The sequence below is a fragment of the Ligilactobacillus ubinensis genome, assembly GCF_024160875.1.
In the GTDB taxonomy this organism is placed as follows: domain Bacteria; phylum Bacillota; class Bacilli; order Lactobacillales; family Lactobacillaceae; genus Ligilactobacillus; species Ligilactobacillus ubinensis.
On sequence record NZ_JAIULA010000014.1, the window covers coordinates 25,557 to 40,976 of the forward strand.

General features: G+C 34.6%; 12 protein-coding genes. 1 reads left to right on the forward strand and 11 read right to left on the reverse strand.

Annotation, left to right across the window (positions count from 1 at the left end; all coding sequences use genetic code 11):
* Positions 1 to 138 precede the first annotated feature (138 nt).
* The 10 genes from LB941_RS07735 to LB941_RS07780 all read right to left on the reverse strand — a co-directional run bounded on the left by LB941_RS07735 (position 139) and on the right by LB941_RS07780 (position 13,194).
* Positions 139 to 387: a hypothetical protein gene (locus tag LB941_RS07735; protein WP_253360902.1), complete on the reverse strand. Its 249-nt coding sequence runs from the start codon at positions 385 to 387 to the stop codon at positions 139 to 141.
* 172 nt (positions 388 to 559) lie between these two features.
* Positions 560 to 3,547, reverse strand: coding sequence for a YhgE/Pip domain-containing protein (locus LB941_RS07740; protein ID WP_253360977.1), 2,988 nt, complete (start codon positions 3,545 to 3,547; stop codon positions 560 to 562).
* Positions 3,548 to 3,785: 238 nt separating this feature from the next.
* Positions 3,786 to 5,126, reverse strand: coding sequence for a D-alanyl-D-alanine carboxypeptidase family protein (locus LB941_RS07745; RefSeq protein WP_253360903.1), 1,341 nt, complete (start codon positions 5,124 to 5,126; stop codon positions 3,786 to 3,788).
* 113 nt (positions 5,127 to 5,239) lie between these two features.
* On the reverse strand, positions 5,240 to 6,403 hold the full coding sequence (locus tag LB941_RS07750) for a sensor histidine kinase (RefSeq protein ID WP_253360904.1): 1,164 nt from the start codon (positions 6,401 to 6,403) through the stop codon (positions 5,240 to 5,242).
* 20 nt (positions 6,404 to 6,423) lie between these two features.
* The gene (gene croR / locus LB941_RS07755) at positions 6,424 to 7,113 is read right to left on the reverse strand and encodes a response regulator transcription factor CroR (protein WP_253360905.1); all 690 of its coding nucleotides are present in this window, start codon (positions 7,111 to 7,113) and stop codon (positions 6,424 to 6,426) included.
* Between the two features lie 315 nt (positions 7,114 to 7,428).
* Positions 7,429 to 8,385, reverse strand: coding sequence for an ABC transporter ATP-binding protein (locus tag LB941_RS07760; protein ID WP_253360906.1), 957 nt, complete (start codon positions 8,383 to 8,385; stop codon positions 7,429 to 7,431).
* A 24-nt stretch (positions 8,386 to 8,409) separates the two neighbouring features.
* Positions 8,410 to 9,453, reverse strand: a complete 1,044-nt coding sequence (locus LB941_RS07765) for an ABC transporter ATP-binding protein (RefSeq protein WP_253360907.1) — start codon at positions 9,451 to 9,453, stop codon at positions 8,410 to 8,412.
* An 8-nt stretch (positions 9,454 to 9,461) separates the two neighbouring features.
* The gene (locus LB941_RS07770) at positions 9,462 to 10,487 is read right to left on the reverse strand and encodes an ABC transporter permease (RefSeq protein WP_253360908.1); all 1,026 of its coding nucleotides are present in this window, start codon (positions 10,485 to 10,487) and stop codon (positions 9,462 to 9,464) included.
* 5 nt (positions 10,488 to 10,492) lie between these two features.
* The gene (gene opp3b, locus LB941_RS07775; protein WP_253360909.1) at positions 10,493 to 11,422 is read right to left on the reverse strand and encodes an oligopeptide ABC transporter permease; all 930 of its coding nucleotides are present in this window, start codon (positions 11,420 to 11,422) and stop codon (positions 10,493 to 10,495) included.
* Positions 11,423 to 11,565: 143 nt separating this feature from the next.
* Entirely contained in the window at positions 11,566 to 13,194 is a 1,629-nt protein-coding gene (locus LB941_RS07780; RefSeq protein WP_253360910.1) for a peptide ABC transporter substrate-binding protein, read from the reverse strand.
* Positions 13,195 to 13,575: 381 nt separating this feature from the next.
* Here LB941_RS07780 and hflX point away from each other — a divergent pair, with 381 nt between their 5' ends.
* Positions 13,576 to 14,829 (forward strand): GTPase HflX, encoded by a 1,254-nt coding sequence (gene hflX / locus LB941_RS07785; RefSeq protein ID WP_253360911.1) that lies wholly within the window; start codon positions 13,576 to 13,578, stop codon positions 14,827 to 14,829.
* A gap of 93 nt (positions 14,830 to 14,922) precedes the next feature.
* On the opposite strand, the gene LB941_RS07790 is transcribed toward hflX, so the two are convergent.
* Positions 14,923 to 15,333 (reverse strand): GNAT family N-acetyltransferase, encoded by a 411-nt coding sequence (locus LB941_RS07790; RefSeq protein WP_253360935.1) that lies wholly within the window; start codon positions 15,331 to 15,333, stop codon positions 14,923 to 14,925.
* Positions 15,334 to 15,420: the final 87 nt, after the last annotated feature.

Consider the following 15,420-nt stretch of genomic DNA (forward strand, 5'->3'; position numbering starts at 1 on the left):
TCTTTTTAAATGAGTTGCTACATTCTTTTATCATTAAATGACACCAAAATAAAAAGCACGCATAATTAGCGATAAATAATTTAAACAATTATTATTAGCAACAACTATTGTGCTTTTATTATGACAATATCATTATAGTTATTTCTCCTCTAAAAACTGTATTTTAGAATAACTAATAACTATTTTTTGTTTCATATCCATTGCCGTCATCGTTTTAGCAAATTCCTTATCAAAAACTAGGATTGCTGAATTCTTTAATTGTTTTTCAACTGTTCCGACAAAGTGATGGCGATGAAAGGTAAATGCCACATGTGAACCCTTGACAAAAGGTTTTCCTAGTTCGCTTACCTCTATCTCTTTGACATTTGTCCTACTTTTTTCGCTCATTAATTTTCCTCCTCGAATATGAAAAACAACTGTAACAATTCTTGTAACCTCTTTATTATAACTCATTTTGCGTGTTAATAGCTATCAATGCGATTTTCTCACTCAAATTGCCAACAAAAAAAGCCGCAGAAAACCTACTTAAATAGATTTTTTACGACATTTTTTACAATTTCTAATTTTGTTTTTGATAGTTGTTAATATCTACTTCTTCAACATAGTTAACACTTGGACGCACAATGTGCATAGCAGCATACAAGAGAATTAACGAAACAATGATAAATATCCACTCGACCGTGAACGACGTCAGCATTTGACCTGAACCTAAACCTGATGTCAGAGCCTGACGGAAGCCATATACAGAATAGGTCATTGGTAAGAATGGGTTAATTGCTTGGAAGAATCCATTCATACCCTTAGTTATTTCAATTGGGAATGAACCACCACTGGCACCTAATTGAAGAACTAATAAGACCATACATACGAAACGACCTGGGTTTTGGAATGCTACCGAGAAGAACATAATCAAGTACATCATCGCAAGTGAGAAGAAGATCCCGTTAGCTAACATTGCTGCTAAATTATCTGGTTTCAATCCAACTGCTACCATTAATAGACTTTCTAACACAGCATTTCCAATAGCAACTAAGCCACCTAATGTTACTTTAGCTAAGAACCATTCTGTTGCTGTTTCATCTTCTGTTTCAAGACGACGAATTGGGTAAACCAAGTTGAAGACCATTGCTCCGACAAATAGAGCTACAGATAACATATATGGAGCAAGAGCATAGCCATAGTTTGGAACATAACTATAATGTTTAGCCGACAAATTAGATGGTGCTGCAAACATTGAAGCATTTTTATTAGTCAATTTAACTGAGTTAATTGTATTTGCACCACTCTTCAAACTCTTAGCTAACTTCTTGTTACCCTTTTGAATTTTCTTAGAGCCTGAAGACAATGTATCATTATTAGCAACTAATTGCGATGTCCCTGAAGCAAGCTGGTTAACACCACTTGATAGAGTTGGAACTTCACTATTCAAGGTACCTAATCCACTGCTTAATTGGTTTGCACCAGATGTTAAAGTACTGTTATTAGATGCTAATGTTGCTGTCCCTGATGCTAATGTTGAGATTCCACTTACAAGGGTTGGCACGTTTGAGTTAAGCGTCCCTAGACCACTTGAGAGTTGTGAAGCTCCACTTATTAAAGCTTGAGAGTTAGCATTTAATGTGCTTGAACCAGCAAATAATGTCGATATTCCAGACGTTAATGTTGGAACTTGACTATTTAATGATGTTAACCCTGAATTAAGTGTAGATGCACCGCTAGATAATTCAGAAGATGTACTATCAAGAGAGCTTGCCCCGCTTGACAATTTATCTACTCCTTCTGTATAGCTATTAACGCCACTAATCAATTCATTTATATTTGTGCCTGTAGCATTTTCAGCTACAGCTGCTGCAATTTTTGATTCATCTGTCAAAGTCGTAATATCAAAATTGGAAGTGTTCCCTACACTTGTATTCAATTTTTCAGCCGTATCTACTGAAGATTGTGAAAGTTTACTTAACTTAGTAACACTTGTAGATAACTTTCCAAGATTATCTGAAGCAGTAGCTAATTCTTCTAATTTTTCTTTCGTTAAATCAGCATTCGCCATCAAAGTATTCAAATCATCTATAGCATTTTTGATATTATCTATATCAATTCCTGATAGACTATTTTGTAAGGTTTGCAATTCCTGTAAATTACTATTATTGCTATTAGCAATAGTTGAAACAGCTGCTTTATCTGAATCACTCAAACTAGAATCTGATTGTAATATTTGAACTGCTGCTGCAATGTTTTTACTATTTGAGCCTATACTTTGTAACCCCGTTGAGACAGTATCTAAACTCTGCTCTAAGTTACTTAAACTACTAAGCGTAGTACTGTATGTTTGATAATAAGTAGCTAGATTTTGTAACATAGTTATAGCTGATTGTAAATCTGCTATATTGCTAGATGATAACCCCTCGTTAATTTGGCTAATACCACTATTTATTAATTCATTAGTAATATATAGTGCAGATGCTGCCTTAGGAAGATCTTCCAAATTAGCAACACCTTTTCTTAAGGACTCAGAATTTGAACTTGCACTTGATAATCCCTTACTAATAGTAGATACACCTGTAAAATACTGATTTAGATAAGAATTTAAATTAGTAGAACCAGTAGCTAAACTACTTATGCCACTACTCAATGCACCCGTTTTACTATTTAATGTACTCAATCCTGAATTTACTTGACTTACTCCATTTGTATATGTTGTAATTCCACTGGATAATGTATTTGAGCCTGTAGCTAGCTTACTTACTCCACTAGCTAGTGTGCCTGTACTACTATTAAGTTTTTGCACACCTGTATTAACAGTTGCGACACCATTTGTATAAGTTGTAAGTCCGCTAGCTAATGTGCTTGCACCTGTAGCCAGTTTTTGCACACCTGTAGCTAGTGGTTCAACACCTGTTTGTAATTCAATAACTCCATCGTTAACCTTTGTTACACCAGCTGTATAGGTATTTATACCATTAGTCAACGTTTTAGAACCATTCGCTAGTTTCTTTGAACCTGTCGCGGCTTTCGTAAACCCTTTACCGACCTTTTTCACTAATGTAAACATCGTATTTGCATATGCTGTTGATACTGTTTTACGAATACCACTATTCAATTGTGTTACTGCTGTTGTTGAAATAACTTTACCAATATAATTTAACGAATCATTTGTTTTATAAGTTAATTTCATTTTTTTAGGATTGCTCTTCAAAACCGTTGTTGCATTTTTAGAGAAATTCTTAGGAATAGTTATTACCATATAATATTTTTTATGGCTTAACCCTTCCTGTGCTTTTTTAGCTGAAACAAAATGCCAATCTAAATCGTCATTCTTTTTCAATTTTTTGACCAAGTTATCCCCAACTTGAAACTTTTTTCCTTTGTAATAAGCCGTCTGGTCCTTGTTGACAACTGCAACTGGTAAATAACGTGTGTTACCATAAGGATTCCAAACTGACTTTAAGAAGAATAATGAATAAAGAAACGGTAACGTCATAATACCCAAAATAGTAGCTATCAATATCTTATGACGTTTTAAATTTCTAAATTCTTCAATAATCATTCTCAAAGCGTATTGCCCCCTCAATTATTTTTTTGTTATCTCTATTAATATATCATAATATACGCTTAATGTTTTAAAAACTCAAAGAACGAAATGAACCATCTGTCGCAAAAATACTTTTTCCATAATAATAAACAAATACTTATTTTAGCTAATAAATAAATGCTTATTTTACACAAAAAAATCTAGGCTGTACTCGAAGTAACTCCAGCCTAGATTCTTTATTGAGTAAATTTTTTTACTTAAATAGTCCAGTAATTGCGCGCCAACCTATTACAAAAATATTTGCTTTACTTGTTGCTGACTTAGTTACTGCATTTGTTTTCAAGCTTGTAGAACCATCTAAGAAGTATAACGACTGTCCTTTAACCTTGAAGGAATATGTTCCAACAGTCTCACCCTTCTTCAACGGTGCTTGTAATCCACTGTCTTTATATAGACTCTTCTTGCCAGAAACTGAAGCTGTCAAGTTTGATGAAGATGTACTATTCTTTAACCAAATATGTGTAGCTGTTCCTGTTGCAACATTTGTTGTCAATGTTTTACCATCATGAACTGGTAATGTCTTAGCAGAGGAATACGTGCTCCCTGAATTAATCTTCGTGTAGGTATAATTATTATATACATATGACATTAATTTTTGCGTTTGAACAAAACGTGATGTATCTGTATCACTTGTATGCTGTGCACCTAAGACAACTGTAATAATACGATGTCCATCCTTGTTAACAGTCCCTGTAAAACATGCACCCGCTGTATCAGAAGTTCCTGTCTTTAGCCCATCAACTGGTAGTTCCGAATATGATTTAGCTAAACCTTTTAACATCCAATTCCAGTTAGACATTAATGTTTTGCCTGTACCGTTGTTAAAGTACTTCTTGGTAATCGAAGTTGTTTTTAAAACTTCTGGATATTTCTTCAATAATTTTGTAGCAATAATTGCCATATCTTTAGCTGAGAATTTGTTTTCTGCTGTACTTGAAGCGCCTGGGTAAGCAGCATCACCTACTTCACCATTAGTTAAACCATTAGCCGTATAGATTGATGCATCTGTAATTCCAAATTCTTTAGCCTGTTTACGCATCATATTAATAAAGTTCTTATATGAGTTGCCGCCTACTTTGTAAGCTAAAGCCATCGTTGCACCATTAGCCGAATAAATCAACATAGCTTGATATAATGATCTTACTGTATAACTATGTCCGCTTTCTAAAGGTACATTAGATAGGCTTGTATCTTGGCTGACTGATTGGGCTGCAGAATCAGGTGTTATTTTTTGATCCCACGATAACTTGCCCGAGTGAATAGCCTTTAAAATAAGGTATGTAGTTAATAGTTTTGACATTGAAGCAACTGGCAATGCGGTTTCCGCGTTCTTTGAGTATAAAACCTGGCCTGTTTTAGCATCAACTGCAATAGCAGCTTTAACATCCAAACTAAGTGAACTATCACTATTTGATGATAATGAAGCTGCCGAGACAGATGCTATTCCTCCAAATCCAGCGGCACCAGCTGTAAATAAGGTTACACCTGTTATTATGCCAATAAATGTTTTTTTCAAATTTTTGAAAAATTTCATAATATTGTTCCTCTCCATAAATGATTTCAAGTACTAGCATACCCAAAAAAGCTCGGGCATTCAAGCTTAAATCGATTAATTAAATAATCTTAATATAAGCTTATCCGAACTTTTTAACTATTATTTTCTTTTCTTACAATTTTATCACTGTGATTAACTGGAAAATGCATAATAAAGCTTGTTAATTTCTCGTTTGAAGTTACATAGATATATCCATGATGCATCTCAACAATTCCATGAGCAATCGCCAAACCCAAGCCCGTTCCTCCAGTTTCCTTTGACCGCGATCTTTCAACACGATAGAAACGTTCAAATACCTGATTTAAAGCTTTCTGTGGAATTGGCTGTCCGTCATTTGAAACACTTACTTCAAGTTCCTTACTAGAAATACTCTCAACTTTAAGAATGATATTCTTTCCACCCTTGCCATACTTCAAGGCATTTGAAACAAGATTATTAAATACGCGTACCAACTTTTCTGGGTCTGCTTCCATCATTACCGGCTTATCTGGAACTTGAACCTTAATTTGCATCTGCTTTTTCTTTGCTTCAAGCTCAAAGCTTATGCTCAATTGTTCTAGCATCGCACCCATATCAATTCTTGTCGTATTCAACGGGCGATCAGCTTGTCTTACTTTAGTATATTCAAATAAATCATCTACTAAAACCTTCATCTGTCCTGCTTTAACATAGGCTGTATGTGTGTATTTTAAGATTTCTTCTTCACTATGATATTGCTTGTTTTCAATCAAACCTAAATAACCAATAATTGAAGTTAAGGGTGTTCGTATATCATGACTAACATTTGTAATTAATTCATCTTTAGAACGCTCAATTTTCCGTTCTTCTTCCATTGACTTAATTGTACTATCTACTAATGCATTCACACTAGAAACTACTCGTTGCATCTGGCCTTTTAAAGTGAAAGGAATTCGATGACTAAAATGTCCTGAAGCAATATAATGCAATTCTACAATAATATGGCGCAACTGCATCTGACTATAACGCCGCATTAAGCGCCAATATAAAATGAAGCAATCAATTACCACCATCACTAACATAAAAATCCAACCCCAACTCCAAATCTGAATATTGTTAGGGCCAAATTTTAAAGACATTTTTATCTGAAAAATGCCGCTACGCAATCCTGGATTACTCGCAATTATTTGATTCAAGATTACATATATTGACATATTTAAAAGTAACAGCAAGATAATAGTAACAACACCTTCACCAAACAACTCACTTTTCTCACGTGCTGTTAATTTAAACTTCACTTAAAAAAGCCTCCCCTTTTTTAACGTGCTTCGATTTTATAACCAACACCCCAAACAGTTTGGATAACCTTTTCACCATTTGTAGCTTCTTCAATCTTATCCCGCAAATGACTAACATGAACCATAACCGTCTTAGCTGAAACAACAGATTCTTGTTGCCAAACACGTTCAAAAATTTCATCTGCTGAAAATACTCTATTAGGATGGCTCGCCAATAAGTATAAAATTCCAAATTCAAGTGCTGTTAATTGGATAGAATTACCACCAACTGTTTCGACTTCATGTGAGTCTTTTTTGATAACCAGTGGCCCAATTTCAATTTGGTCCGGTTCATCATTTTTAACATCATGCTGTGATCGTCTTAATAATGAACGTACTCGTGCCATTACTTCTAGTGGATTGAATGGTTTAGTAACATAGTCATCGGCGCCTTGAATTAATCCTTGAATTTTATCTAAATCATCCGTTTTAGCAGATAACATCAACACTGGAATTTGTGATTCTTTTCTCACCTCACGGACGACTGAAAGTCCATCCATTTGTGGCATCATAATATCAAGAATCATTAATCCAATATCTGGATTTGTATTTAATTTTGTGATAGCTTCTTTACCGTTATAGGCCTTTTCAACTTCATAGCCTTCATTGTTAATATATATGCTAAGTAATTCAACTATATCTTTGTCGTCATCTACAACTAAAATTTTCATAGTCTGGCTCTCCTTTATATAAACTATCGTAAAAAATCTGCTTTTTAGTACTTTCATTTATTATTTTAACAAATTTCGAAATAATCTTACACAAAGAATCCGTTAAAATCAAGGAATTGCACTGTTATTTCAGAAAAATTTCAAAATATTTACAAAAAATGCATAAAAGTTTAGAGAAAACTTTTATTAATCACTTCTTAAGTATAACCTACTATAACAATTTAAAACAGCTTAGTACCACAATAAATAAAAATATCGCCCCTCCACACGTTAAAAATAACTTTCTGAAAGGACGATATATTTTAAATTAAAATACTATTTTTGTTCAAATTGTGCAGCACGTTCTTTGTACATTGCAATTTCATCTTCTGCACAACGAACAAAGTGATGTGGGGTAATTTCGTGTAATTTACGTGGCTTACCCTCTTTGTCTTCTTCGATTGATGCGTCATATTCTATTTGCTTACGATTTCTTTCGAATTCGGGATCTGGTACCGGTACGGCTGAAATCAAACTCTTCGTATAATCGTGTAATGGTTTTAGATATACATCATCAGCTGGTCCAACTTCGAGAAGACGACCATAATGCATAACACCAATTCGATCAGAAATATACTTAACCATCGACAGGTCATGCGCAATAAACAAATACGTAAGATTACGTTCTTTTTGCAGATCCTTTAATAAGTTAACTACTTGTGCTTGAATCGAAACATCTAAAGCTGAAATAGGTTCATCAGCAATAATAAATTTAGGTTCAACTGCCAATGCGCGTGCTATACCAATACGTTGCCGCTGTCCACCTGAAAATTCATGTGGATATCGACTAGCATGATCTCTATTTAGTCCAACCGTTTCAAGCAACTCTTCTACACGATTGCGTCGTTCTTCTTTGTTCTTCACTAAATGATGAATATCCAAGCCTTCAGCTACGATATCTTCAATTGTCATACGTGGATTAAGCGAAGCATATGGATCTTGAAAAATCATTTGCATTTTGCGTGTGAATTCTAGATATTGCTGTTTTGTGTGCAACTCACTTACATCGTTGCCATCAAAAACAATTTTTCCATCTGTTGGTTTATAAAGATGAATAATACTGCGACCAGTCGTTGTTTTTCCTGAGCCTGACTCACCTACTAATCCAAATGTTTCACCTTCATAAATATCAAAAGTAATATCATCGACAGCCTTGACCATATCAGGCTTGCCCACACCGAAATACTGTTTCAAATGCTTAACTTCGAGAATTTTTTTACGTTGTTCTGGCATGTGGTTTATTCTTCCTTCCTTGGTCTAAATTTCTTTTTTGGCTTCTAATTGTTCAAATAGCTTTTGGCGGCGAACAATTTCTTCTGGTGGAGTTATTTTTGGAGCATCTGGATGTAATAACCACGTAGCTGCATAATGCGTATCTGAAACTTTGAAAAACGGTGGTTGTTTTTCTGCATCAATCTTCATTGCATATGGATTACGTGCTGCAAATGGATCACCAACTGGTGGATCTAATAGATCTGGCGGTGTTCCTGGAATTGCCTCTAAATTAGTACTATCTAATGTTGGCATTGAATTCAATAAGCCCCACGTATATGGATGTTTAGGATTATAGAATATTTCATCAACAGAACCGTATTCAACTATTTGTCCAGCATACATAACAGCTACTCGATCTGCCATCCCTGCAACAACACCTAAATCGTGTGTTATAAAGATAATCGATGTTTCAATCTTTTCTTGTAATTCTTTCATCAAATCCAAGATTTGCGCCTGAATTGTTACATCTAACGCAGTTGTTGGTTCATCAGCAATCAATATTTCAGGATAGCATACTAATGCAATTGCTATCACAATACGTTGGCGTTGTCCACCAGAAAACTGGTGAGGATAGTCATTAATTCTTTTTTCTGCATCGGTAATCCCAACAAGCTTTAAAATTTCTAATGCTTGTGCTAAAGCTTTTTTCTTTTCTACTTTTTTATGCTTCATTAAAGGTTCAGCAATCTGACGGCCAATTTTCATTGTAGGATCAAGTGATGTCATTGGATCCTGAAAAATCATCGCAATATCCTTACCACGAATATTTTGCATTTCTTTTTCGGTCTTTTTCAAAAGATCTTCATCATGAAAAAGTATTTGACCACCTTTAACAAGTGCATTATTAGCTAAAAGCCCCATTAAACTTTTAGTTGTAACTGATTTACCAGAACCTGACTCGCCCACAATTGCAAGTGTTTCGCCCTTATCCAAGTGAAAACTAACATCACGAATAGCTTTAACTTCACCCGCATATGTGTGAAAGTCAATTTCTAGGTTTTTAACATCTAAAATTCTTTCGCCCATAATACAACCTACCTTCTTGTCTTTGGATCAAATGCATCGCGAAGTCCATCACCTAATAGGTTAAAACTAATCATCAAGACACACAACACAATAGCTGGATACCACATCTGATATGGTAAGAACTGGAAATTCTTTTGCCCATCATTTAACAATACACCTAATGATGTTTCTGGAGCAGATATTCCGATTCCAATAAAACTTAAGAAGGCTTCAAAGAAAATAGCCGTTGGAATTGTATACATTGTTTGGATAATAATAATACTCGAAAGATTTGGCACCAAATGTTTGAGCGCAATCTTAACTGGCGATTCTCCTAAAGTTCGTGCTGCTAGAACATACTCTTGCGACTTTAACTGTAAAGTTTCAGCTCTAATCATACGTGCCATCGTTGTCCAGCTAGAAATAGCAATCGCTGCAATAATTGATGTCATACCTGGTTTTAAAACCAACAACATCAAAACAACAATAACTAAGTTAGGTACAGAAGAGATGATTTCAATGATACGTTGCATTACATTATCAACTTTTCCGCCTTTCCAACCAGAAACAATCCCGTAAGTAACCCCAATTGTTAAATCAAAGAATGTCGCAACTAAGGCAACTATTAAGGAAATCTTCGTCCCGTAGATAATACGTTGAGCTAAAGAACGACCTAAATAATCTGTACCAAACCAGAAATATTTATCACTTGCACCATTTTGTGCATATTCATTAACCCAAGTTCCACCAACTTTTAATTTACCATTTAGGCCATTAATAAAATCAAGGCCTGGAATACGCGCTGGTAAGTTAGCATAATTTGGTGCTGACTTAACCAATGTAGCATTATCAATAAAAGGTGTAGATCCAAAAGCAACTACTACCATTATTACAATAATAAATAGTGAAATAACTGCACCTTTATTTTTTTTCAAACGACGCCATGCATCTTGTGTAAACGTTAAAGATGGTGCCGCAATTTTTTCGTTATCCAGTTCTTCTTCCCTTGGTAAAGGTTGAAAACTATCTGGACTTAATTTAATTTTTTCTTCCATATTGTTTAATCCCCATTTCCAGCAAGTCGAATACGTGGGTCAATAATTCCATAGACAATGTCTGTTAACAAAATAATTAGAACTAATCCAACTGAAAACAGCATTGTCACACCCATGATTGTAGGATAGTCATTTGTCAAAATTGATTTAACAAATTGTTCTCCGATTCCTGGAATTGAAAAGATATTTTCAATAACCATAGAACCTGTCATTAAAGCTACTGTATATGGCCCTATCAAAGTAACTAAGGGAATTAAGCTATTACGTAATGCGTGATGGTACACAATTCCAAACTTGCTTAAACCTTTTGCACGTGCAAGTTCAATATAATCAGAATTCAAAACATCTACCATGCCCGTTCGTATAAAACGGGCTGTTTCCGCTAGTGGTCCTACACCAAGTGCAATTGTTGGTAATACCGTATAACTAAAGCTTCCCCAATCAGCAATTGGGAACCAACCTAATTTTAAGGCTATATAATACTGTAATAAAACAGCCAACACAAAGTTTGGTACCGACTTACCAATAATAGAAACAACCGTTGCCGTTGTATCAATCCAAGTGTTGTGGTTGATAGCAGCTACTGAACCAATGATAATTCCGAAAAATAAGCCAAAAACCATAGCTTGGAAACCAAGTTGTGCAGAAGGTCCAATGCGGCTTGAAATCAAGTATGATACTGCTTGATTACTGTATTGGAAAGAAGTTCCTAAATCGCCATGCAACATATCAAATATATAGATTACATACTGTTCCCAAACCGGTTTATTCAACCCGTATTGTTCATTCATAATCTTAATCTGTGCTGTTGTCATTTTTTCTTGATTAGAATATGGTGTACCAGGCATTAACTTCATTAAGAAGAATGTGATTGTTGCTACTAAGAACAACGTTAACACCATATATAAAATCCTTTTTAAAAGGTATTTTCGCATATGATTATCCTTTCATCCTCAGATTCCCTTTAATTTTCGAAATCTTTTATATACTTACTTAATATAAACTTATTATACCACAACAGGAGATTGACAGTTGTAAATCCCCAGTCAATCCCCCGTGTAGTTTTTTTAAAGACTAATTATTTAATATAAGCGTCTTTAAAGTTATAATTAGCACCAGCTGAGTTATAGATAACTCCCTTAACTTTTGTATTAATCATCCATGCTGTAGCTTGGTGATAAATAGGTGTAGTCCCGGCATCTTCCATCAAAATCTTTTCAGCCTTAACCAAATCACTCCAACGTTTAGCAGTATTTCCTGCATCAGTTGTGCTTGCAGCGTCAATCAAGGAATCATATTCCGAGTTGCTCCATCCACCATTGTTATAACTGTTGTCTGACTTGAACAATTCCAAGAAGGAAATTGGATCAGAGAAGTCAGCACCCCAAGCAGAAAGAACAATATCAAAGTCACCACTTGTTGTACGTGATAAACGTGTCTTAAATGGTACGTTTGTCGCTGTAACATGCGCACCCTTAAGGTTAGATTCAATTGCACTTTGTAAGAATTCTGTTGATTGTTTTGCCTTATCTGTATCATCACTTAAGATAGAGAATGATAAGCTAGATACACCAAGTTCTTTCAAGCCTTCTTTCCAAAGCTTCTTAGCCTTAGCAACATTATAACTTACACTATCGCTTGTATAAGCAGCTGTCGCAAAGTCTTTCCCATTGTATGAAGCTAAGCCTGGTGAAACTAAGCCCTTAGCTGCTGTTGACCCATCACCTAAAACTTTATTAACAAATTGCTTACGGTTAATAACAAGTGAGATTGCTTCACGAATCTTCTTGTTCTTGAAGAATGCATCTTTATTTTGGTTATATTGCAAGTAGAAAGTAGATGATGCGTGACGTACAGTATAACCCGTCTTACCGCTTAACTGTTTTGCCTGTTCAGCACTCAAAGGTGTTGCATCCAATTTACCTGACTGATACAAATTGTATGATGTTGTCGTAGATTTATTAACACTGTAATTAATCTTAGACAATTTCACATTTTTAGCATCCCAATAAGATTTATTCTTAGTCAATGACCATGTCAAGTTAGAACCAGTCCAACCTGTAAGCTTAAATGGACCATCATAAACCATATATTTAGCTGCTGTCCCATATTTGCTGCCATATTTTTCAACAGCTGTTTGGTTTTGTGGGAAGAACACTGGGAAGCCCATCAAAAGTTTGAAGTATGGAATTTTCTTTTCCAATGTAACAACTAACTTATACTTACCATCTGCTTTGATACCCAATGTAGAAGCATCTTGCTTGCCATCCATAATAGCATCAGCATTCTTAATTCCACTGAATAAATATGAATATTCTGATGCAGTCTTAGGATTTACAGTTCTACGCCATGAGTAAACAAAATCTTTGGCTGTAACTTCTTCTCCGTTAGACCACTTTGCACCCTTACGCAAGGTAAAGGTATATGTGAGACCATCACTTGATACTTTCGTTTTCGTAGCAATCCCTGGCTCAATCTTACTGTTTTTGCCAATACGGTAAAGACCTTCCATTGTGTTATTTAACATGTCAAAACTGACAACATCAGTAGCAGTTGAAAGATCCATTGTTGACAATTCAGCAGATTCATCCCAATTCAAAACTTGACTTGAACTAGATGATGATGAACTTTTTGAACCGCAAGCTGCCAAGAAAACAGCTGAAAGTGCCACCACAGCACCCAGCTTGAACATCTTTGCAAGTTTCATATTACAAAACAACTCCTTAACAAAACAAAATATAATTTTTACATAACATTTTCTATAATTTTATATTATACTGTCATTAAACACAAGCACTTCTTCTAATTTTATTCATATTTTTTTCGTCAAATATGCATAACATCAGATATAACGTGACTTTTAAGTGCTTTTTTTTTTAATAATTGATGAAAATAAATAGGTAATTTTATAATTTTTATTTTTTTATGCCAAAGCAATGTGAGATTAGTATTTGATAATTTTAATATATAAAATCCAAATTTAATATTATGGGAACTTATTATGTCTATATTCTTCTATTATTAAGTATTCTTAACAAAGAATGGTATACTTTTACATATACTAAATACTTTGAAATGGGTGAAACAGATGTTAGCTATTATTGCCGGAATAGAAAATGAACAAGAAAACTTCGACTACACAATGCAAGAGCTACGTGCTCTAGCCGAAGCAGATAATCTAACTGTAATAAAAGAAGTTAGACAAAAGCTTGATCGTCCCATTGCCGCTACTTACTTAGGTAAGGGAAAGGCAGAGGAAATTCAACAACTCGCACAGATAAATGACGCACAATCACTCATAGTAAACGATGAATTAACACCGACACAAATTCGTAATCTTGAAAACATCACTGGGTTAGATATTCTAGACAGGACTGCTTTGATTTTAGAAATTTTTTCTTCACGTGCACGCTCCAAAGAAGCAAAACTGCAAGTTCAAATTGCCAAATTGCAATATCAGCTTCCCCGCTTGCATACTAGTGCTAGTCAACAATTAGACCAACAAACTGCTGGCAATGCTGGTGGTGGTTATACTAATCGTGGTGCTGGTGAAACTAAACTTGAGTTAAATAGACGTGTAATTCAAAAACGAATTACTCTTTTAAACAAAGAGTTAAAAAACATTGATAAAGATCACGAAACGCAACGCAAACAACGCGAACAAAATAACATTAAAACGGTTGCCCTTGTTGGCTATACAAATTCTGGTAAATCAACCACTATGAACGGTCTACTTCAACTAATTGGTCAAGCTCCTGAAAAACAGGTTTTTGAAAAAGATATGCTTTTTGCAACTCTTGATACTGCGGTTAGAAATATTCATCTGCCTGATAATAAAGAATTCTTATTAAGCGATACTGTCGGTTTTGTTTCAAAATTACCACACCAACTCGTTAAGGCCTTTCGTTCAACACTAGCTGAAGCAAAACAAGCAGATTTGTTAATTCAAGTAATCGATGGTGCCGATGAACATGCAAGTGACATGATTAAAACTACTGAAAAAACATTGCAGGAAGTTGGCGTAACAAATATTCCAATGATATATGCTTACAATAAAGCTGATAAAACCGCTCTCTCTTATCCAACTATTGAAGGTAATCAATTGGTGTATAGCGCTAAGCAACAGGAATCTTTACAACTTCTAATTGAAATAATCAAAGATAATCTTTTTTCCGATTATGAAAAACACACTTACCTAATACCTTTTACAGATGGCAAAGTCGTAGAAGAATTAAATAAACATGCTACTATCTTATCTACTGACTATGTTGCCCAAGGCACTAAACTAGAAGTTGAATTAACTACCCGTTTGGCAGGTAAATTCGCTCAATATCTTGTTTGAAATTAAGACCGGCTACTTTCTATAAAAAATATAGCGACTCGTATCTGTGGCTTACACACGGTACAAGTCGCTATTTATATCAGTAAAATCGTTCTATTTAGCCCGATGATCAACTAAGTATGTTTCTAACCCTCGATCACTTCCAGGGTAAAAACCGAGATATCGGTAAAATTTTTCATCTTCAGTATTAATTAGTGGGGATACAACAACTTGTTCTATTGCACCGAAATAATTAAGTAAATGATGCATCAATGTTTTTCCAACTCGTAGTCCTCGATATTCAGGTACAATAATTAGGTCTTGAATATACACTAAAGTTGAATAATCACTCAATGCGCGCACCATGCCAATTAACTTTTTGTTTTCATACGCAGCTATTACATATGATTTTTTTAACCCCTTACGAAGATTATCTAATTCATCCATATCCATATCACGATTGATTTTTTCAAATAAATTAATTAACTCTGACTTATTTAATTTCGGATTAACCACTATATCCATTCTGCCATCCCCCGTCTAATTTGATTATCATTAAAAATAAATTACAAAAAATACAACTTTATTATATTGTAATTACTTATGTTTTTC